Origin of the sequence: Parathalassolituus penaei (genome assembly GCF_026626885.1) — a bacterium.
GTDB lineage: Bacteria > Pseudomonadota > Gammaproteobacteria > Pseudomonadales > Oceanobacteraceae > Oceanobacter > Oceanobacter penaei.
The window spans coordinates 277,426-297,862 of sequence record NZ_JAPNOA010000056.1; the positions used below are offsets into that span (position 1 = coordinate 277,426).

Annotated in this window: 12 protein-coding genes; 3 read left to right on the forward strand and 9 right to left on the reverse strand. The window is 55.2% G+C overall.

From position 1 onward, the window contains the following. The first annotated feature begins 342 nt into the window (after positions 1-342). Together putP and putA are read left to right on the forward strand one after the other, a co-directional pair. Complete coding sequence (gene putP / locus OUO13_RS16005; protein ID WP_283174895.1) at positions 343-1,809, forward strand: sodium/proline symporter PutP; 1,467 nt, start codon at positions 343-345, stop codon at positions 1,807-1,809. Between the two features lie 588 nt (positions 1,810-2,397). Then, positions 2,398-6,066, forward strand: coding sequence for a bifunctional proline dehydrogenase/L-glutamate gamma-semialdehyde dehydrogenase PutA (gene putA, locus OUO13_RS16010; RefSeq protein ID WP_283174896.1), 3,669 nt, complete (start codon positions 2,398-2,400; stop codon positions 6,064-6,066). Between the two features lie 228 nt (positions 6,067-6,294). Here putA and OUO13_RS16015 read toward each other — a convergent pair whose 3' ends face one another. From OUO13_RS16015 to OUO13_RS16050, 8 genes are all read right to left on the reverse strand, one after another. After that, positions 6,295-6,966, reverse strand: coding sequence for a tRNA (adenine(22)-N(1))-methyltransferase TrmK (locus tag OUO13_RS16015; protein ID WP_283174897.1), 672 nt, complete (start codon positions 6,964-6,966; stop codon positions 6,295-6,297). A 185-nt stretch (positions 6,967-7,151) separates the two neighbouring features. Next, positions 7,152-7,820 carry a response regulator transcription factor gene (locus tag OUO13_RS16020; RefSeq protein ID WP_283174898.1) on the reverse strand — a complete coding sequence of 223 codons (669 nt, stop codon included), beginning with the start codon at positions 7,818-7,820 and terminating at the stop codon, positions 7,152-7,154. Next, the gene (locus tag OUO13_RS16025; RefSeq protein ID WP_283174899.1) at positions 7,817-9,199 is read right to left on the reverse strand and encodes a cache domain-containing protein; all 1,383 of its coding nucleotides are present in this window, start codon (positions 9,197-9,199) and stop codon (positions 7,817-7,819) included. The genes OUO13_RS16020 and OUO13_RS16025 overlap by 4 nt, the downstream gene beginning before the upstream one ends. Before the next feature lie 60 nt (positions 9,200-9,259). Then, positions 9,260-10,552 carry a TRAP transporter large permease gene (locus OUO13_RS16030; protein WP_283174900.1) on the reverse strand — a complete coding sequence of 431 codons (1,293 nt, stop codon included), beginning with the start codon at positions 10,550-10,552 and terminating at the stop codon, positions 9,260-9,262. Beyond that, the gene (locus OUO13_RS16035) at positions 10,549-11,079 is read right to left on the reverse strand and encodes a TRAP transporter small permease subunit (protein WP_283174901.1); all 531 of its coding nucleotides are present in this window, start codon (positions 11,077-11,079) and stop codon (positions 10,549-10,551) included. The genes OUO13_RS16030 and OUO13_RS16035 overlap by 4 nt, the downstream gene beginning before the upstream one ends. Before the next feature lie 92 nt (positions 11,080-11,171). Next, complete coding sequence (locus OUO13_RS16040) at positions 11,172-12,251, reverse strand: TRAP transporter substrate-binding protein (protein ID WP_283174902.1); 1,080 nt, start codon at positions 12,249-12,251, stop codon at positions 11,172-11,174. A 697-nt stretch (positions 12,252-12,948) separates the two neighbouring features. Continuing rightward, positions 12,949-14,406, reverse strand: coding sequence for a sensor domain-containing diguanylate cyclase (locus OUO13_RS16045; RefSeq protein ID WP_283174903.1), 1,458 nt, complete (start codon positions 14,404-14,406; stop codon positions 12,949-12,951). Continuing rightward, entirely contained in the window at positions 14,403-15,563 is a 1,161-nt protein-coding gene (locus OUO13_RS16050; RefSeq protein ID WP_283174904.1) for an FIST signal transduction protein, read from the reverse strand. Before OUO13_RS16050 ends, OUO13_RS16045 begins: the two co-directional genes overlap by 4 nt. Before the next feature lie 660 nt (positions 15,564-16,223). Between OUO13_RS16050 and OUO13_RS16055 the strand changes: the two genes are divergently transcribed. Further along, positions 16,224-16,850, forward strand: a complete 627-nt coding sequence (locus OUO13_RS16055) for a LysE family translocator (RefSeq protein ID WP_283174905.1) — start codon at positions 16,224-16,226, stop codon at positions 16,848-16,850. A gap of 58 nt (positions 16,851-16,908) precedes the next feature. Here OUO13_RS16055 and OUO13_RS16060 read toward each other — a convergent pair whose 3' ends face one another. Further along, positions 16,909-20,403, reverse strand: a complete 3,495-nt coding sequence (locus OUO13_RS16060; protein ID WP_283174906.1) for a glycoside hydrolase family 9 protein — start codon at positions 20,401-20,403, stop codon at positions 16,909-16,911. Between the last annotated feature and the right edge of the window lie 34 nt (positions 20,404-20,437).

Here is a 20,437-nt window from a genome sequence, read left to right on the forward strand (position 1 = left end):
AGGGAATTCGACCTGAACATTTGTTTTAGGCTCTCGTTTGTGGATTGCATTCGATACTGTTGCCGGAAGTGAGACAATTAATGACTCAGCCCCGCGGCATCCGGATTCAGAGCGGAACAGTTTGTTGTTCCGGTCGATGCATTTCACCTGTGCCGGACCCGTCCACCAGCCATGCTACAGGGCTTTGCTGGTGGCCGCCATGCCGGTGTCCCTTTGCCAGGGAGGTCCCGGTTGTGCGGGTCTGAAATGGTTAGCGGAGTCGGGTTCGGCACAGGTTTTAGCGACCGATAAGGCGCACTCCTGAATCAATAATGAAGTTTAATAAGAGCAAGAGGATAATTGATGGTTACCCTGACGTTTGTACTCTACCTGGCCTTGATGCTGGGTATCGGGATTGTCGCCTGGCGGCGCACCAGTGACCTGTCTGATTATGTATTGGGCGGTCGTAGTCTTGGACCTTTCCCGAGCGCCCTGAGTGCCGGTGCTTCCGACATGAGTGGCTGGTTGCTGCTGGGTCTGCCGGGTTATGCCATGAGTGCCGGTTTTGGAGCGTTCTGGCTGGCGGGTGGTCTGCTGGTTGGTACCTGGCTGAACTGGCTGCTGGTTGCCCAGCGTCTGCGTGTTTACTCTCACCGTGCTGACGATGCCCTGACTCTGCCAGCATTCTTCGAAAAACGTTTCGAAAACCATAACCACGCCCTGCGTCTGGTGTCGGCGTTCTTCGTACTGGTGTTCTTCCTGTTCTATACCAGCTCTGGCCTGGTTGCCGGTGGCAAACTGTTCCAGACCGTGTTTGGTCTTGATTACCACATCGCCGTACTGGTAGGTGCGTTTGCGGTGATTTCCTACACCCTGTTTGGTGGTTTCCTGGCGGTATCCTGGACTGACGTGGTGCAAGGTCTGCTGATGGTTGGTGCCCTGATGCTGGTGCCGGTGATTGCCATGAACGAAGTGGGTGGTGCATCCGAAGCGTTCGCCATTATTGAAGCGAAAAATCCTGAACTGCTGGATATGTTCACCAATGCTGACGGTACCAGCATTACCCTGATTGGTACTCTGTCGCTGCTGGGCTGGGGTCTGGGTTACTTCGGTCAGCCACACATTCTGGCGCGTTTCAAAGGCATCGCCAGCAAGAACGACGTTCCGACTGCCCGCCGCATCGCGGTAGCCTGGACTGGTCTGTCCATGGCAGGTTCCCTGGCTATTGGTCTGTTTGGTATTGCTTACCTGAAAGGTGGTCTGGAAGACACTGAAACCGTATTTATGGTGCTGGTAAATGCCCTGTTCAGCCCTGTTATTGCAGGTGTTCTGCTGGCGGCCATTCTGGCGGCGGTGATGAGTACGGCTGACTCCCAGCTGCTGGTGGCTTCTTCGGCTCTGGCGGAAGACTACTACAAGGCGATTTTCCACAAGGATGCAACCCAGGAGCGCCTGGTAAACGTCGGTCGTATCGCGGTAATTGCGATTGCTGTTCTGGCTACCTGGATGGCCATGGACCCGGATTCCGGCGTACTGAGTCTGGTTTCCTATGCCTGGGCTGGTTTCGGTGCGGCGTTTGGTCCGGCTCTGATCTTCGCTCTGTACTGGAAGCGTATGAACACGGCGGGTGCTCTGGCCGGTATTCTGGTGGGTGGTCTGACTGTGGTGATCTGGAAGCAACTGTCTGGCGGCTGGTTTGATCTGTACGAGATCATTCCGGGCATGATCTTCGCCAGCATCGCGATTGTTGTTGCCACGCTGGCAACTGCAGCACCGTCTGCTTCTATCCAGCGCAAGTTTGATGAAGTGGTTGCCGAGGTTCGTTCCTGAGCCTGGCGGGTTTGATTCGCGATACTGGTACGGGGCCAATACCGTTCTGGTTGAAGCGATAAACCGACACACAAAAAAGAGGAGCCTTCGGGCTCCTTTTTTTATGGGTCTGTTTTTTACCGGACTGATGTTTTTTACCAGGCTGATGGGTTTGCCGGGCTGAAGTATCGATTCCTTTGTCTGGTTGCCTTTGTCTGATTACTGGCGCGTTGCCGGTATTGATGGCATGGAGCGTGATTCAGCCTTTTGTCATTTCTGAGTAATTCTCAGCGGTTTGGGCTGTGTTGGTTGGAGTGTTGGCCGGACTGGTATGCTGCTGATATTGAGGTCGTAATACGGTGAAAAAGAACGTTTTTATTGACATTTTCAGAGCAAAACAATGGCAGCACTATAAAGTAAAAACGACTTTATTATTTGTATAAAATAAAACAATGTTTTAAACATTGTTGAAAATACGGTTCATATGTCTTCATAAGTTTCCATTAAAGGAAAAACGACTTTTTTCCATGGCTAGAATGGGGTTATCAGAGTGCGGGCAAAAGTGTCGGCACTCGTCCAGACTTTCCATTACTTGTTGAGGAAATATCCATGCAGTCCGAACTCGAAAGTATCCGCCAGACCATTCGGCAGTTCTATCTCAAAGATGAACAGCAGGCGCTGGGCACCCTGATCGCCGGATCGGGTCTGGGTGACGAGCAGCGGGCTGCGATCTCCCGCCAGGCGGCCGAGCTGGTTCGTCGTGTTCGTAACGACAGCACCCCAAGCCTGATGGAAAACTTCCTCGCCGAATACGGCCTGAATACCCGTGAAGGGGTGGCTCTGATGTGTCTGGCCGAAGCGCTGCTGCGGGTGCCGGATGCCTCCACCATTGATGCCCTGATTGAAGATAAAGTGGCCTTTGGTGAATGGCGTGAACACCTGGGCGCTTCTGCCTCCACGCTGGTGAACACCTCTACCTGGGCACTGATGTTGACCGGCAAACTGATTGGGCCGGTCGACGAACAGGGCATCAGTAGCACCCTGCGTGGTCTGGTGAAACGTCTGGGTGAACCGGTTGTGCGTATGGCCGTGGCACAAGCCATGAAAGAACTGGGTCGCCAGTTCGTTCTGGGTCGTAACATCAAGGAAGCGACCGACCGTGCTACCCGTCTGGAAAAACGTGGTTACACCTATTCCTACGACATGCTGGGTGAAGCGGCGCGTACCGACGAAGACGCTATTGCGTACCTGCATTCCTATTCCCGCGCCATCAGTGCTCTGACCCCGCTGTGTGTTCACAAGACCATCGGTGAAAACCCGGGTATCTCGGTAAAACTGTCAGCATTGCACCCACGTTATGAAATTGCTCAGCGCGAGCGGGTAATGAACGAGCTGGTGGACCGCACTCGTCAGCTGGCGCGTCAGGCTGCCAAGGCCAACATGGGCTTTAACATCGACGCCGAGGAAGCCGACCGTCTCGATCTGTCGCTGGATGTGATCGAAGCCGTGCTGCGTGATCCGGAACTGGAAGGCTGGGAAGGTTTTGGTGTGGTCGTGCAGGCCTTTGGTCAACGTGCACCGTACGTTATCCAGTGGTTGTACAGCCTCGCCAAGAGCCTGAACCGTCGCATCATGATCCGTCTGGTGAAAGGTGCGTACTGGGATGCCGAGATCAAGCGTGCCCAGACCATGGGGCTGGATGGTTTCCCGGTTTACACCCGCAAGGTGCACACCGATGCGTCCTACCTGTGTTGTGCGGAAAAAATGCTGGGTATGACCGATGTGATCTACCCGCAGTTTGCGACCCACAACGCCCATTCGGTGGCCGCCATTTTGAACATGTCTTCCCATCTGAAGCCAACCCAGTGGGAATTCCAGCGTCTGCACGGCATGGGTGAAGCCCTGCACGATTCCGTGCTGACCGGCAACAACACCCGCTGCCGTATTTACGCGCCGGTCGGCGAACACAAGGACCTGCTGGCTTATCTGGTGCGTCGCCTGCTGGAAAACGGTGCCAACAGCTCGTTTGTGAACCAGATTGTCGATACCCGTATTTCACCGGAAGACATCGCTACCGATCCGTTTGCCCGTATTGCCGCCCGTGGTGGTGTGACACCAAGCCAGGTGATCCGTCGTCCAGAGCAGCTGTTTGGCACCGATCGCAAGAACGCCCGTGGTTGGGACCTGAGTGCGCCGGATCGTCTGCAGGCACTGCTGGCTGCCCGTGATGAATTTGCCGATCGCCAGTGGCTGGCTGCGCCGATGGTCGCTGCAGTTGAAGGTGAACAGACGGCTCCAATCGCCATTGGTAGCGCCCAACCGGTGTTTAACCCGGCCAATCCGCAGGATCAGGTCGGCCAGGTCAGTGTTGCCTCGGCTGCTGATATTGAGAATGCCATTCGTGCCGCTCGCGCCGGTTACCTGCGCTGGAGCAGCACCAGTGCGGAACAGCGGGCGGTGGTGCTGAACCGTATTGCCGACCTGTACGAAGAACACGCGGTGGAATTCTTCGCGCTGGCCTGTCGTGAAGCCGGTAAAACCCTGCCGGATGCCATTGCTGAAATTCGCGAAGCCGTCGACTTTGCCCGTTATTACGCCCAGCAACTGCTGTCGCTGCGTAACGGTCAGGGCGATGACAACGCTCTGCGTGCTCGTGGTGTGATTACCTGTATTTCTCCATGGAACTTCCCGCTGGCGATTTTCACCGGTCAGATTCTGGCGGCGGTTGCCGCAGGTAACGCCGTACTGGCCAAACCGGCGGATCAGACTCCGCTGATTGCCGCCCGTGCCGTACAACTGATGCACGAAGCCGGTATTCCGGTCAGTGTGGTTCAGCTGCTGCCGGGCAGTGGTGTGGCCGTCGGTGCGCCACTGACCAACGATGCGCGCATTGACGGTGTGTGTTTCACCGGCTCGACCCGCACTGCCCAGATCATCAACCGCACCATGAGTGGTGTGATGGCGGCGGACGCTCCTCTGATTGCCGAAACCGGTGGCCTGAATGCCATGGTGGTGGACTCCACCGCACTGCCAGAACAGGTTGTACGGGATGTGGTGGCATCGGCGTTCCAGAGTGCTGGTCAGCGTTGTTCCGCCCTGCGGATGCTGTACGTGCAGGAAGACATCGCTCCTAACTTGCTGGAAATGCTGTACGGCGCGATGGCAGAGCTGAATCTGGGCAACCCGTGGGAATTGACCACGGATATTGGTCCGGTGATTGATCAGGCGGCGCGTCAGCGCATTGAAACCTGGGTGGCTACCAAGGCCCGCGAAGGCAAGGTCACCAAAACCATGAAACTGCCGGAAGCCGGTCTGTTTGTGTCCCCAACCGTGATTCGGGTGAAGGGCATTGAAGAGCTGGAAGAAGAAATCTTCGGCCCTGTTCTGCACGTGGCTACTTTCCGTGCCGGTGAGATCGATTCTGTGATCGACGCTGTGAACCATAAGGGTTATGGCCTGACCTTTGGTCTGCACACCCGTATGGACACCCGTGTGGAAGAGATCACCGCGAAGATCAAGGTGGGTAACTGCTACGTCAACCGTAACCAGATCGGTGCGATTGTGGGCTCTCAGCCGTTTGGTGGTGAAGGTCTGTCCGGTACTGGTCCAAAAGCCGGTGGTCCGAACTACCTGCCGCGTTTCCTGCGTCAGAGTGGTGAAGCGGAAGTGATGGTAGCCGAAGGCGAAATGCTGGGTGCAGTACCGCTGACCCGTGCCATCACCAGTCTGCAAGAGCGTTCGTGTGCTGCTGATGTGATTCTGACTGTTGGTGATCGTGTGAATGCGCTGTTCCGCCCACTGGGTGTGCGTATCGACGTGCCACATCTGGATGCCATCAACCTGCCTGGGCCAACCGGTGAACTGAACCGTTTGTCCTTCCACGCTCGTGGTGTTGTGCTGGTACTCGGCCCTGGTCTGGAAGCCGGCCTGCAACAGGCGGCACTGGCACTGGCCACGGGTAACCGTGTGGTGCTGGTGGCGCCGGGTGCTGCAGAAGCGGTTGCGCGTCTGGGCAAACACGATCTGCCACTGGAAGCGCTGGACGGTCGTCTGATGCCTCAGGCACTGACCCGTGTTGATGGTTATAAGGCCGTGGTGTGTAACGCCGATCCAAAAACCATGCGTGAATACCGCATGGCGCTGGCTGAGCGTGATGGTGAAATTCTGCCACTGATCAGTGAGGTGAAAGACCCGCACCGTCTGCTGCTGGAACGTCACCTGTGTATCGACACCACAGCGGCTGGTGGTAACGCCAGTCTGATTGCGGCCGCGGAATAAACGGCCAGGGCGCAGCTCGTTGCGCCCCTTTTTATTCACCTGATCTATTCACCTGAACGGAGATCTCCCACTCCAATCGGGTAGTGAGGCGGCTTTTATCCTGTTGGCCGCCTATGTTTTATCGTCTCATCTCAGTCCACCAGTGATCCTGGTGGCTCCCGGTTTGACCTGCTGTCAAACACTTGGCCGCTCCTGTGTACTCCTGCCGGAGCGGCATTTTTTTAAACGTCAGGGCAGCTGAATCGCCTGCAATGCGTCGAGCCATGGGCTGACGTCTTCTTTGCCACCGGCCTGAATTCGCTGCAAATGCGCTTGGGTCCGGGTCATATATCGACGTGCCACCTCCGCTTGCCCGGCGCGCTGATCGTGCCACATGGCATCCCCCACCAGGCTCGGCAAGGCCAATGAATGCGGCGGTACGCGCACCTTGATCAGTTCGTAACAGCGTCGGTTTTCTTCCAGCAACTCTTCGTGCAGAAGGCCAAAGCCCAGCTCCCGCAGGGTTGTACGAACATCCTGACAGTGATTCACAGGACATAACAGCAACTCAAGATTCAGACCCGAAATGGCGGAGGCCAGCTGATTCAGCATGCGTACCATCAGATCACCACCCACACCGGCAATGATCAGCAGCTGGTGGCCGGAGTAGTGCTGCAATGGCAGCTGAGCAACATCAAGGCAATGGCATTGCCAGTTGGCCTGTGGGTACCACTGGCTGAGACGTTGCGCCAGTTCATTCATCAGGGCCGGAACAATATCCACAAAGTGCAGGGTGTTGGCGGCATGGCGGTCGAGCAGGGCAGCGCCCAGCTGGCCGTGATCACAGCAGCCATCCCAGATGTGTTGGTAACCGGTACCGGCGAGTTCGGCCAGTCGCAGCAATCGTTTGCCGGGAGTCATACAGTAGATGGTTGGTAAGCAAAGGGGCGGGGATTCTAACCCGGATAGCCATCGGCGTGTCTGCTGATGAGCCGTTGTCTATCAGCAGGCGTATTTCAGTGGGCGTATTTCAGTGGGCGTATTTCAGTGGGCGTATTTCAGGGGGGCAAGTGCCAGGCGAAACCCCGGCACCATAGACGCGGTCATTAACCAGCGCTTTTGCCAATGCCACGATCAAGGGCATAACGAATCAGACCGGCCGAGTTGGAGATCCCCAGCTTTTGTTTGATCTTCAGACGATGGGCTTCAACCGTGCGGACGGAAATGTCGAGTTCACGGGCGATTTCCTTGTTGCCCATACCTTCGGTGATCAACGCCAGCACATCGGTTTCTCGCGGGCTTAACACCTGCTGACTGCTGCTGCCGCCGGCGACCGGGGCGCCAAATTCACTGAACAGCGTGCGCGCCACACTGGAGCTGAAATAGGTGCCGCCCTGATGCACGGTTTGCACTGCCAGCAACAGTTCTTCGGTGGGAACGTCTTTTAACACGTATCCCGCCGCACCGGCTTGAATCACCTTGAGGATGTACTCGCGGTTATCGTGCATGGTCACAATCAACAGGCGGATGTCAGGCAGTTGCTGGCGGAACAGTTCGCAGGCTTCAATGCCACCCATAACGGGCATGGAAATATCCAGCAGTACCACGTCCGGTTTTAACTCGGCGGCCTTGTCGAGGGCTTCACGGCCGTTGCTGACATCGGCCAGCACCTGAATGTAGTTTTCACTTTCAAGGCTGACTTTCAGGCCTTCACGCACCATAGGGTGGTCATCGGCAATAATCAGACGGATTGGCTGGCGTCCGTTGGTGGTCATCGAATGGATTGCTCCCTGGTCAGATCGGGTTCCGGATCAAGCTGGAACACTGCGTGAATGAGTGTACCGCCGCGACGGCGATTGCGGACAGAAAACTTGCCTCCCAGCAGTTCCACCCGCTCCCTCATGTTCATGATGCCGATACCGCTTTTGTCGGTATCCGGTGAAAATCCTTTGCCGTTATCGCCCAGTGTCAGCTGGATGGTCTGTTGGTCAGAGCGCAGGCTGATACTGACGAAGTTGGCGTCGGCGTGTTTGCGAATATTGGTAATGGCTTCCTGCACCACCCGATAGATGGTCATCTCGATGGCGTCGGGCAGGCGCTGGCGCGGAATCCGGATGTGGCGACGGGTGCTGATGTCGGCGTTTTCTTCCAGTTCATCCAGCAAACCGTGCAAGGCCGCTTCAAGGCCAAGGTCATCCAGCAGGATAGGGCGCAGGTTATGGGAAATGCGGCGTACTTCCTGAATGGCGGTGTTCAATTGTTCGATGGCTTTGCCGAGGTGTTCAAGAGCACTGTCATCTGGCCATTTCTTGTCGGCCAGATTCAGACGCAACTTGGTCGAAACCAGCAGCTGGTTGATGCCGTCGTGTAACTCACGGGCAAAGTTGCGGCGTTGCATCACCTGGAACGTCACAAAACGGTTGGCCAGTTCCTGCAGACGCTGGTCGGCCAGCTGGGCGGTGTGCATGTTCACCAGTGTCACTACCAGTACCACCATCGACAAGGTAACCACCAGCATGATGGTCGATGCCCAGAAACTGCGGCGGGCGTTGGCCGCCACCTTGGAGCGCATTTCCTGTACCTGACGGATGATGTCATCGACGTAGATACCGGTGCCCATCATCCAGCCCATACGGGGGATGGTGATGACGTAACTGAGTTTGACCTGATCAAGGCCGTTGGTGGGCTTGCGCCACAGGTACTGATAAAACCCGCCGCCCTTGCGGGCAATGGCCAGCAGATCACGAATCACGTACTGGCCGTTTTCGTCTTGCAGGTCCATCAGGTTCTTGCCTTCGAGGTCGGGCTGGGTGGAATGCACCAGGTTGACGCCATCGGCGGTGTAACAGAAGAAATAACCATCCTTGTCGTAGGTCAGACCGCGCAGGATGTGTTTGATACGTTCCTCGCCAAGCGCGGGCTCCAGACCGTTGCGCATGTCTTCCAGCACTGGATTGATGGAGTTCATGGCCAGGCTGACGTAGTCGATCAGGGCCTGACGGCGGCTTTCGAGGAGGTTTTCTTCAAAAATGGCAACGTGCTGTTCGGTCAGTTCCCGGGCCTGGCGCTGGTACATCCAGCTGATGGCCAGCGACAGCGCGACCATGGGCAGAATGGTTAGTAACAGAATCTTGGCTTTGAATGACAGACGCACGTTAGAGGCTTCTTCTGAAAGAAAACAGCTGCCCGCAGGCAGCTGTTTCAGGGTAGGAGATCAGTCAACCAGACCGTAGAACTCCGGGAATACCATAATCGAGACCACCACAGCAACCTGGATCAGGATAAATGGAAGTACGCCACGGTAGATATCGACGGTTTTCACCGATGCTGGTGCTACCCCTTTGAGGTAGAAGAGGGCGAAGCCGAACGGTGGTGTCAGGAAGCTGGTTTGCAGGTTCATGGCAATCAGAATTGAGAACCACAGTGGAGCAATACCCAGGCTTTCAGCCACTGGCAGCAGAATCGGTACGATAATAAAACTGATTTCCACGAAGTCGATAAAGAAGCCCAGTACAAAAATGGCCACCATCGACAGCACCAGGAAGCCAACTTCACCACCAGGCAGGTTGCTCAGCACTTCTTCAACGATGGCGTCGCCACCGGTGTAGGTGAAAGCCATACTGAAGGCGGTTGCACCAATCAGAATCGCAAATACCATCGCAGTGATCTTGACGGTTTCTTCAGCGGCTTCGTAAATCATTTTCCAGCTGAAGGTACCGTAAGCAACGGCCAGACCAACGGCACCAATACCACCCAGAGCAGAAGACTCGGTAGGGGTAGCAATACCGGCAAAGATCGAACCCAGAACCACCAGAATCAGTGCCAGTGGAGGCACGATAGCTTTCATGGCCTGAGCGTACAACTGCGCTTTGCTTTCAATATTGGCATCGGCTGGCAGGGCTGGAGCCACTTCCGGTTTCAGGAAGCTGTACACCAGGATGTAAAGGATGTACGCGCCGATCAGGATAAAACCTGGCGCCATGGCAGCATGGAACAGGTCGCCCACCGGAATACCCATCACGTCACCCAAAATGATCAGGATGATGGATGGTGGAATGATCTGTCCCAGAGTACCGGAAGCACAGATGGTGCCGCAGGCCAGGCCTTTATCGTAGTTGTACTTCAGCATGACCGGCAGGGAGATCAGACCCATGGCCACCACAGACGCGCCTACCACACCGGTAGAGGCTGCCAGCAGGGCACCTACCAGAACGGTAGAAATGGCCAGACCACCACGCACACCACCAAACAGCTTGCCCATGGCTTCGAGCAGTTGCTCTGCCAGTTTGGTGCGCTGCAGAACGATACCCATGAAGATAAACAGCGGTACCGCCATCATGGTGACGTTTTCCATCACCGCCTGAATACGGAATGGCATGAAGGAGAAAATATCCGGACCTTCTGCAATTACACCGAATACCAGTGCAACACCACCGAAGGTAAAGGCCACTGGGAAGCCGAACATCAGCATCACCAGCGCCACAAGAAACATCACAATACCGATCATAGGGTCACCTTCCGGGTGTGGTCGTGTTTCACACCGCGCAGCTCATTAACGCTGCCGAGAATCATGCCGATACCGGCAATGGCGGTGGCGAAAAAGGTAAAGGAAATCATCGACTTGATAATCCAGCGGTACGGAAGGCCGCCCGGATCACCGGAAGTTTCGTTGAGCATCCAGGACTCTTTGGCGAAGTCGAGGCCGTACCACACGATCAGCACGCAGAATGGCAGCAACAGCAGCAAACCACCGAGGATATCGATCCAGTCCTTCAGGTGGTTTGGCAGACGCTCATACACCAGGTCAACGCGAACATGGCCGTCGTGACGCAGGGTGTAAGGGATACCCAGCATGAACATGGTGGCAAACAGGTGCCATTCCATTTCCTGGGAAGCAATCGACGATACGTTCATGGTGTAACGCAGAACCACGTTAACAAACACGTTCACCATCATCAGCAGAAACAGCACGGCCGAAATGTTGCCGAGCAGGTCGGAAAAGCGATTGATAAGACGCTCAGCCCGAAGCAGCATGGGTTTTCTCCCGGGTGGGGGTAGTACAGCAACCCGACCGGGTAGCACGCGATCCTTATGGGGGCGGCTATCCGGCGGGAGTCAGGAGGTGATTACTGAGCAGAAATACTGTTCAGGTAAGCCTTGTCGGAGATGTCGGTCCAGCGACGGGCTTTTTTCATGTAAGCAGCCTGGGAATCGAGGATTTCCTTGGCTTGTGGATCTTCTTTGGCTTTCTCGGCCAGCAGTTCGGAGTTGGCTTTTTCGATAGCCGCCATTACGTCAGCTGGGAAAGTCTTGATCTTCACGTTTGGATATTCAGTATCCAGAACGGCCATGTTTTCAGAAGATTCGTGGTAAGACTGGATGTACATGTCGTAAGCAGCGGTACGCATGGCGACACGCAGGATTTCCTGCAGGTCAGCTGGCAGTTTGTCCCAGGACTTCTTGTTGATCATGAACTGCAGTTCGGTAGCAGGTTCGTGCCAGCCGGTGTAGTAGTACGGAGCAATCTTGTGGAAGCCCATACGCAGGTCGAGGGAAGGACCAACCCATTCCAGAGCGTCAATGGTGCGACGTTCCAGAGAGGTGTACAGCTCGCCCGGAGCAATGTTCACAGGGCTCACGCCCAGTTTGGCCAGAACTTCACCTGCGAAGCCTGGAATACGCATTTTCAGACCTTGCAGGTCAGCAACGCTGTTGATTTCTTTCTGGAACCAACCGCCCATCTGGTTGCCGGTGTTGCCGCCTGGGAAGCTCAGGATGCCGAATGGCTCGTACACTTTTTCCATCAGCTGCATACCGCCGCCGTAGTAGAACCAGGAGTACTGTTCTGGCGCGGTCATACCGAATGGCATGGTAGTGAAGTACAGGGTGTTAGGTACTTTGCCTTTCCAGTAGTAGGAAGCAGAGTGGCCCATGTCGTACTGGCCGCCCTTGACCATGTCGAACACACCAAACGGAGACTTGTGCTTGTTAGCGGAGTCGATGGTGATTTTCAGACGGCCGTTGGACATTTTTTCAGCCATGGCTGCCATGTTACGTGGCGCATCACCGAAAATAGGGAAGTCAGCCTGCCAGGTTTCAGCCAGCTTCAGCTTGTAGACTTTTTCATCAGCCTGGGCGCCATTGGCCAGCAGCAAGCCGCACACGGCAGCTACAACTGCACGCTTGAGTTGAGCGAGTTTCAGCATCTTGTTCTTATCCTGTTTGTTGGTTCCAGTCGGACCCGGTTTGGGGCTTCTGTTTAGGCAACAGGTGCATCCCCGGGTCATCAGGTTTTTTTATGGTGCTGTCTGGAACTTTTTCAGGCTATACGGGTGACTGCGACCACCTATGGGTGAACTACGTAGTGTGATTGCGGTAATAGGTAAAAATACCTGGTAAAAATACCTAGGTAGTTGGTCGAATATGATTGCAAGGCTCGCGAACCATGCGGCTTTGCAAGCCGCTCGTTATGGCGGATTTGGGTGGAATCCGACCCGCGGACTACGTATAAGACTTTGGTAGGTGATGGCGGGTTTGTCACGAAAAGATGTATTGATGCCGACGATAAGAGGACTGCCAAATATCCAGTTGGATGTTTTTTGATCTATTCGCTCGAAGGCAGGCATGATCTGGTAACGCAATAGTTATTCCTGCAGTTATCAACAGAAAATGTGGATAAGCGCACCCATGAGTTCATACGGCAGAACCAATTAACAAGCCGAGCAGATCGTGACCATTCGACGCGGTAACCAGGTGTAAGAATGTCGACGGGTGCTTAACTGATCGGTATTACACCCATGGATGAATGTTTTGTAATCAAGTGTGTACATGTGCGTGGACGAAAGGGATGCTTGAACCAGATGTCCGCTTTTGTTGTATCTGACCTCAGCCATCAGAACAGGCTCAGGGATTAGGCGGGCAGTCACTGAAGAAACGGTACTGATTACGGCCGGATTGTTTGGCGAAGTACATGGCCGTGTCGGCAGCACGCAGCAAGGCATCGAGGTTATCACCATCGTTTGGATACAAACTGATGCCAATACTTGGGCTGCTGATCATGGGTGCCCCTTCAAACCGGTAGGGAAAACTCAGGCTTTCAATCAGGAATCGCGCCAGTGGTGCCGCAGCACTGCGGCTTTGGATGCCGGTAAAGACCACCACAAACTCGTCACCACCAATGCGTGCGACGATGTCGCACTCACGGACGGCATCACGCAGGCGTTTTCCAACTTCTATGAGCAGGTTATCACCGGCGGCGTGGCCGAGGGTGTCATTGATGATCTTGAAACGATCCATGTCGATAAACATCAGCGCCAGCATATGGTTATGACGACGTGCCGTACTGATAGCAAATGTCAGACGTTCATCAAGACTGATGCGGTTCACCAAGCCAGTCAGTGCGTCGTGGTGAGCAAGATGATGGATGCGCTTCTCAACTTCCTTGCGTTCGGTGATATCGATTACGTTGACGATGTAATGATGCGGTGAACTGGCATCCAGACTGCTGGCTGATACCGACACCAGTTGCGGGAAACTGCTGCCGTCCTTGCGGCGGCCCAGCAGCTCGCCTTGCCAGAAACCGCGATGGCGTATTGCTCGGCTGATTTCTCCAGTCAGGTCGGCAGGATTATCTTCGCTGAGCAGAATGCCAGCATAGTTCAGCGGCAGGTCGCTCGCACAGAAGCCGGTCATTCGTAACCAGGAGTCGTTGGCGGCAACCAGTTGTTGCCGTTCATTAAGCAGGGCAATACCCTCGCCGCTTTTGTGAAACACGTCGGCGTAGAGGTTCAGTTCCTGCTCGGCTTTTTTCTGGTTGGTGACATCCTGCAGGGTGGCATGAATCTGCAGCGGCCGCTGGTGATGGTCATATTCCAGCTCTCGATGTTCGTGGACAAAGCGGATTTCGTCATCAATTATCAAACGGTACACTGCGTCGAAGTGCCCATGACTGAGGGTTTCAGTGAAGCAGGCGTCGGCCAGGTGGGTATCGGCCGGATGTATCAGGCGTTGCAACAAGCCGATGCTGACATCCTGACCGGAGGCCAGATTGAGAATGCGGTGTAACTGGCTGGAGGCGGTGAGTTTGCCGGTGCCCAGATCCATGGCCCAGCTGCCGGTGGAGGCAATACGCTGGGCAGTGTTCAGGCACATCAATGTGCGGCGAAGCTGGCGATTTTTGTCGTTCAGCTCGCGCGAATTCATACTGATTACGTGTTCGAAAAAACGTCGTTCCCGGTCCATTTGCTGGTAGGTGTCACTGACTCGATCCAGCAGGGCCTGCAGATCATCAGGCAGTTCGCCATCGGCTTTTTCTTTCAGATAACGTTTGAGCTGGCGTTTCAGTAATGGATGCATGCTCATGCCGGTGAATCCTCCCGACCGTGTTCATGAATGCAGGTTACCGTAACGGTCTGGTTGTGCAGATGACAATGTGATCCGGTGGACTTCAGTGGGCCCAGCTCGCCATAAGAATAAAAACCAGTGATCCAGAAATCGGCTGGCAGGTGGTCACGGATAATCCCCAATTCTTCATCGGTCTGAACGCCCAGCACGCTGCGACGACCGCCACAGCTGACCACCAGCGCCAGCCCCGTTCCCAGTTGCTGTTCCGGGTTGTGATTGGCCATGCCCTGAACCGTATTGGCGACCCCTTCGATCAGACGATTGAAGTTCGGGTGCATCAGCCGTACGGTGCAGCCTTCTGGAATATCACCGGCGAAAGTGATGCTTTGTTCGGCCTCGTTAATGCCCAGCAGGGTGCGAATAATCCCTTCTTCTTCGAGTCCGGTTTCGATACAGAGCGGAAAGCGCATGCCGCTGTCTGGCAGCTCGTTGGCAAAATCACCAAGGTAGCGTTTGTAGAGGGCGAGGGCGGGTTCATGATCCAGCTCATACAGGCAGTTGCCCTGCGAACGGGTAACACGGCGGTTGGCGCCAAAGGCACTCCAGCCAGCATAACTGCCACACTCGACCTGAATATTGTCACCGTACAGTCCGATGGCCACGATTTGCCCAGCTGCGGGCATGTCGTTGGCCATTACCCAGGTTTTTTCAAAACGGGTGGAATCACCTGCCAGACCGCCAGTAACGGGATGGGGGCAGTGATTAAAGCCTCTGGCCAACTCTGAACCATTCACCTGCAGGCCATCGGAGAACACCAAAACGTGTTTCAGGTGGGGGGTGGGTAACTGGTCGTGCAGACGTTGGGCCAGTCGTTCGATATTGTCACCCGCGACAAATGGCAGGCTGGTGCAGTGAACAGATCCTTGCTGGAGCTGAATCGCAGTGGCAACAGCTTCGTGGCGGTTGATTTCGTCGCCGAGAATATTGCCGCAGGTCGAGGCTCCGGCGATCCATGCATTGGGATAGCGTTGATGCAGTTCGTCTAACAGACGTCTGGGATTGGATAGATCTGAGTCACCAAAGACCAATATCAAGGATGCGTTATCTGGATTGCCGATTGCCTGACGGATCATGGACCAGCCGTCTGCGCCATACTGCAGTTTGTCCAGTTGCATGTAAGTCCTCGCCGGTACGTCGGCTGCGTGTCACATCCTGTGTCTATCCGGTTGAAGTATCGTTATATCCAGAATTTGACGCTCTTTTATCCCAAAAACGATAGGTAAAGTGTGCCACATTCGGGAAATTGGTCGATAGCCATATATCGATTTTGGTTAGCCTGGCCGCGAAATCAGGCGTTTCTGGATCCGTATATCAAAAAGCCAGCGCCCTGATTGGGCACTGGCCGGGGTTGGCCGTGTTAACACGGCTCTGATTCTTGAGTCCTGCTGGGTTCTGATGTGCTCAGGTTGTTGTTTTTATGGGTGACGCGGAGGTCGGGGTCTTACGGTTAACTGATCCTGAAGTCTCTGTTTCAGGCAGAGTGGCAGCTTTAACCGGTGGGCGGCGAGGCTCAAAACGGGGAGCTGCCATATGCAGGATGCGTTGGGAACGGTGGGGTTGGTTCTTCAACACAGTTTGTGCTCCTGTACTGCAAATGGTCATGCCGGAGGACTATTGGCAATCCCCCAGCTCTATCAGACTAACACAAGGCAGGTATCTCGCTGAACTGAACGGTAGTGTCGGGTGTATCTGCCTGTCAGGAGCACAACGTTAGTGCTGAATTGCGGGTGATTGTTTAAGCTCACGCCCGAATTTGAACTCAGGATGAACTCAACATGGTGGTTCCAGAAAGTATTGGACTGTTTGCCCTTACCTCATTGGCGTTGGCATTGGCACCAGGCCCTGACAATCTGTTTGTGGTTGCCCAGTCGGCCATGGCCGGGCGGCGCAGTGGTTGGGCGATTACCCTGGGACTGTGCACCGGGTTGCTGGTGCATACGTCGCTGGTGGTAGTGGGAGTAGCGGCGCTGATTCAGGCATCACACATTGCCTTTACGACGTTGAAAGTGGCGGGTGCCTTGTATCTGCTGTGGCTGGCGGTTAACAGCTGGCGGGCAGGTCATACCGGGGCCGGGTTTACACAGAGCGAGCGTTTCGGACGTTTGTACCGGCGTGGCATTCTGATGAACATCACCAATCCCAAGGTGACGATTTTTTTCCTGGCGTTTTTGCCACAATTTGTCGATGTCGAAGCGGGCTCGGTGGCAAGCCAGACACTGGTACTGGGCGCGGTGTTTATTCTGGTGTCGTTGCTGACGTTTGGTTTGCTGGCGGTGCTGGCGGGCAGGTTACACGACCGTTTTGTGCATAATCCTGATGTCCAGAAGGGGTTGAATCGGGTGGCTGCGCTGGTGTTTGTGGGGCTGGCGGCCAATTTGTTGGCAGGAGAGGTTAACTCGTAAGCAAAAGCCCTCGCACCCAAGGGTTAAGGGTGCGAGGGTAAAACTCAATGCGTACTGGTCAATTACAAATATCGCCCAGAATTTCGACACTTGGAGCGGCGCTACTGTTAGTAGCTTTATTACCATTAAAGCCGAAGATAACACTCGCTCCTGGCGCGATACTGCTGTTCCAGCTCATGGCTGAGGCGCTGACGCTATTGCCATTACTGGAGTAGTTTGCACTCCAGCCATTGGCAAAAGTGCTGCCATCATTGAATACCCAATACGTATTCCAGCCGTTAATCGTGGTGGAACTGGTGTTTGTAATCGTAACCTGGCCAGTAAATCCACTGTTCCATTCGCTTGTGACGTCGAAGCTGCAGGTCGCCTGAGGGGTATTGCCTGTGCCGGAACCATCATTAGAACCACCGTTGTCATCAGAACCACCAGTGCCTGAGTCATCACTACCGGAGTCGTCGGTGTTACTGATGCAAGCAGAGTAACTGAAGTTACCGCTGTGCTCTAGCTGGATGCCAAACAACTGGCTGCCTCCAGCGGCCAGGCCTGTACCGGTCGCAATCAGGCGATTGCCACTTAATACCACCGTTGCTCCCCAGGCTTGTTGAATTGCAGTAGCGCCATTTACTGGAATCTCAACACTCCAGTCGGTGCTGGTATCACCCAGGTTGGTCACCTTGATGTTGTTCAGTACCGCACCGGTATTCCAGATGTCACCGCTACCGTTTTCACAGCTGACCGCACCACTCACGGCGGCTTCGACGCTGATCTCACGACTGATACTGGTGCTGTCTTCGCCGTCGCTGACGGTCAGGGTCACGGTATAGGTGCCAGCACTGCTGTAGGTGTGGCTGGTGGTCACACCGGTGGCGCTGCTGTTGTCACCAAAGTCCCACTGGTAGGTCAGGCTATCGCCGTTGGCATCACTGCTGCCGGAGGCATCAAAACCCACCACCAGGAACTGGCTGCTGATGATAAACGCAGCGTCTGGAGCCTGGTTGGGTTGTGGTTCTACGGCGACCAGCGTGACAGTGCTGCTGGCATCCAGTTCGTTGCCTTCGTCATCGAGTGCAATCAGGGTCAGGGTGAAGTTGCCGGTGCTGGCCGGTGCCTGCAGGTTGATCTGATTGCTGGTGACTTCAGTGGCCACCGTGGTGCCATTGATCTGTATCTCGACGCTGGCGGCATTGCTGTAAGCAAGCTGCAGGGTGAAGTTGCTACCCGCTTCAATTTCTGTGCCTGCGGTCGGTGACTGAATGGTCACGGCTGGAACTACAGGTGCTTCAATGGTGATGTTGACAGTCGCCACAGCTGAACTGGCACCCTGATCATCCACCACCTGATAGGTGAAGCTGTCGGTGCCGAAGAAGCCGGATGCCGGGGTATACCAGGCAGATGCTGTTCCGGTGGCCGGTACGATGAATTCAATGGTGCCGTGCTGTGGCTGATCGACAATCACAAAATCAGTCACGGAGCCGTCGCTGTCGGTCCCTGTCAGAGTCATGCCGAGGGTGGTGTTGTAGCTGCCAGTGACGGTCAGAGACTCGGCTTCCGGTGCACAGTTAACGCCGGTGTCGGCACCGCAGGCAGCGCTTGGTTCTTCGCCCCATACCAGTTCGCCGTTGTCATACAGGGCGATGCGGCTGGTCTGGGTCAGGCTGCTGCTGTAGTTGTCCCATGATGGATCGGCACTGTTGTCCCAATCGCTGCTGTTCGTGTTGGTTGGCAACGACAGACGGAATTGCACTTCTTTTTGCGAATCGGATTGGCCACCCGGGAAAATATTTACCCCGGCAAACGAGATGTCGATGTAGTAAATATGATCATCCGGGTTGCCCCAGCTTTGCAGGGCGCTGATGCTGGTGGCCTGGCTGTAACCGCTGCTGATGGTGACGTCCGAAACATCATAACCGGCGGCTATTTCGGCACTGAGATCGACCCAGTAACGCATGGTCAGATGGTCGCTGACGCGAGCAGGCCAAGCGCTGTGGTTGTACACAACGGTCTTGAGTTCTACATAACGTGGGCCGGAAGAATTGACCGCAGCTTCTACGTAAAACTCATCATCACGGGTTTCGGCGGGCGGGAACTGGTCTTCCGCAATCGGTGAACCACCAAAATCCAGATACAGGCGTGCCAGTGCCGAGGTGAAACCGGCGTTATAGTCGGTGGCGACTTCGTTGGCGACGTAGTCACTGCGGTCGTCGGTATAGCTGTCACCGGAACCCGGGCCGCCGACCAGTGCACCAATCAGCAGGTGACGGTTGTCGGTCGGGCTGTTGATGCTGTCAGACCAGCTGCCATGGGAAGTGCGGTGGTGCGGGTTTTTCGGACCGTCTTCAGTCAGGCCAATCTGGTACGGAATACCCATCGGGTTGTCACCCAGCAGGTATTGCAGCTGGCTGACGGCAAAGTTGTAGTAGGTGTCAACGCGGCTGTTGGTTGGGTCTACTGATTTCAGATAATCCGAATACACCAGGGCAATCCAGGCGGTATTGGCAGCGTAACGGTTGGCCCCCCATTGATCCAGCTGGGCGAGGCCGCCACTGGTATAGGAAACACGCTGGCCGTTGTAGCCGGTGGTCCAGTAGTCGAGCCAGCGTTCGGCATCGGCGCGGTAGCTGCTGTTGCCAGTCAGTTTTGCCATCAGCACGTAAGAGCCATAGGACTTGTCATCCCAGGCCTGGGTCCAGGTATAGGATTTTACGCCACCAGAGGTGGTGCCCAGGTTGTTGTAGGCACTGGTCGCTGCGCTCAGGTAACTGCTGTTACCGGTGGCACGATACAGCCAGGCGGCAGACCACACCAGTTCGTCCTGGTAACCACTCCATGAATTGTAAAAACCGGAGGCATCGGTGATGCAGTCGGAGTATTTGCCCTTGTAGGTCACAGCGAGATGGTACAGGGATTCAGCATGAGTCAGCAGTTTGCTGGAATAGGCCGGATCGTCTTCTGCAAACACCATGGCAATGGCCGCCAGTGCAGCGGCAGTTTCACCGGCCAGATCTGTTCCCGGACAGGTAGGGGAGATCGCATAGGAAGGACGGGTGGCGGTTGCCTTGCCGGTGGCTTCCAGAACTTCAACCGGGCCCCACCAGGCGTGATCGGATGAGCCAGTGCCAACCTGACCGTAAAAGGTGTTGTCGTCCGGATGAGCTGCCACAAAGTAGTCCGCTACAAAGCGCAGGTTGTTGCGGATGTGTTGCATCTGCCCGGAGGCTTCATAGGCTTGTGGATTTTCGACCACACCCCAGGCCAGCATGGTGGCTGAGGCAGCCATCGGAAAGCCGAATTTGACGTGGTCGCCAGCATCATACCAGCCGCCTGAAAGATCCAGTCCGACATCGCTGCCATCGTTGACAGTGGCGTCACCACGCCATTCAACCCGGTTCCACGAAGGAAGTTCACCCGCCTGTTGGGCTTCGTAGAAATAAATGGATTTTTGCAGCGCTTCCCCGTAGTTCGGGGTGGCATTGGCAATGCCGGGAAGTGCAAAAACACTAGCCAGCGCTAGCGATATGGAAGTGCGCTTCACGTGAAATGTGGACTGTTTCATAATCCTTTGAATCCTTGTCGCAAGTTGTGATCTT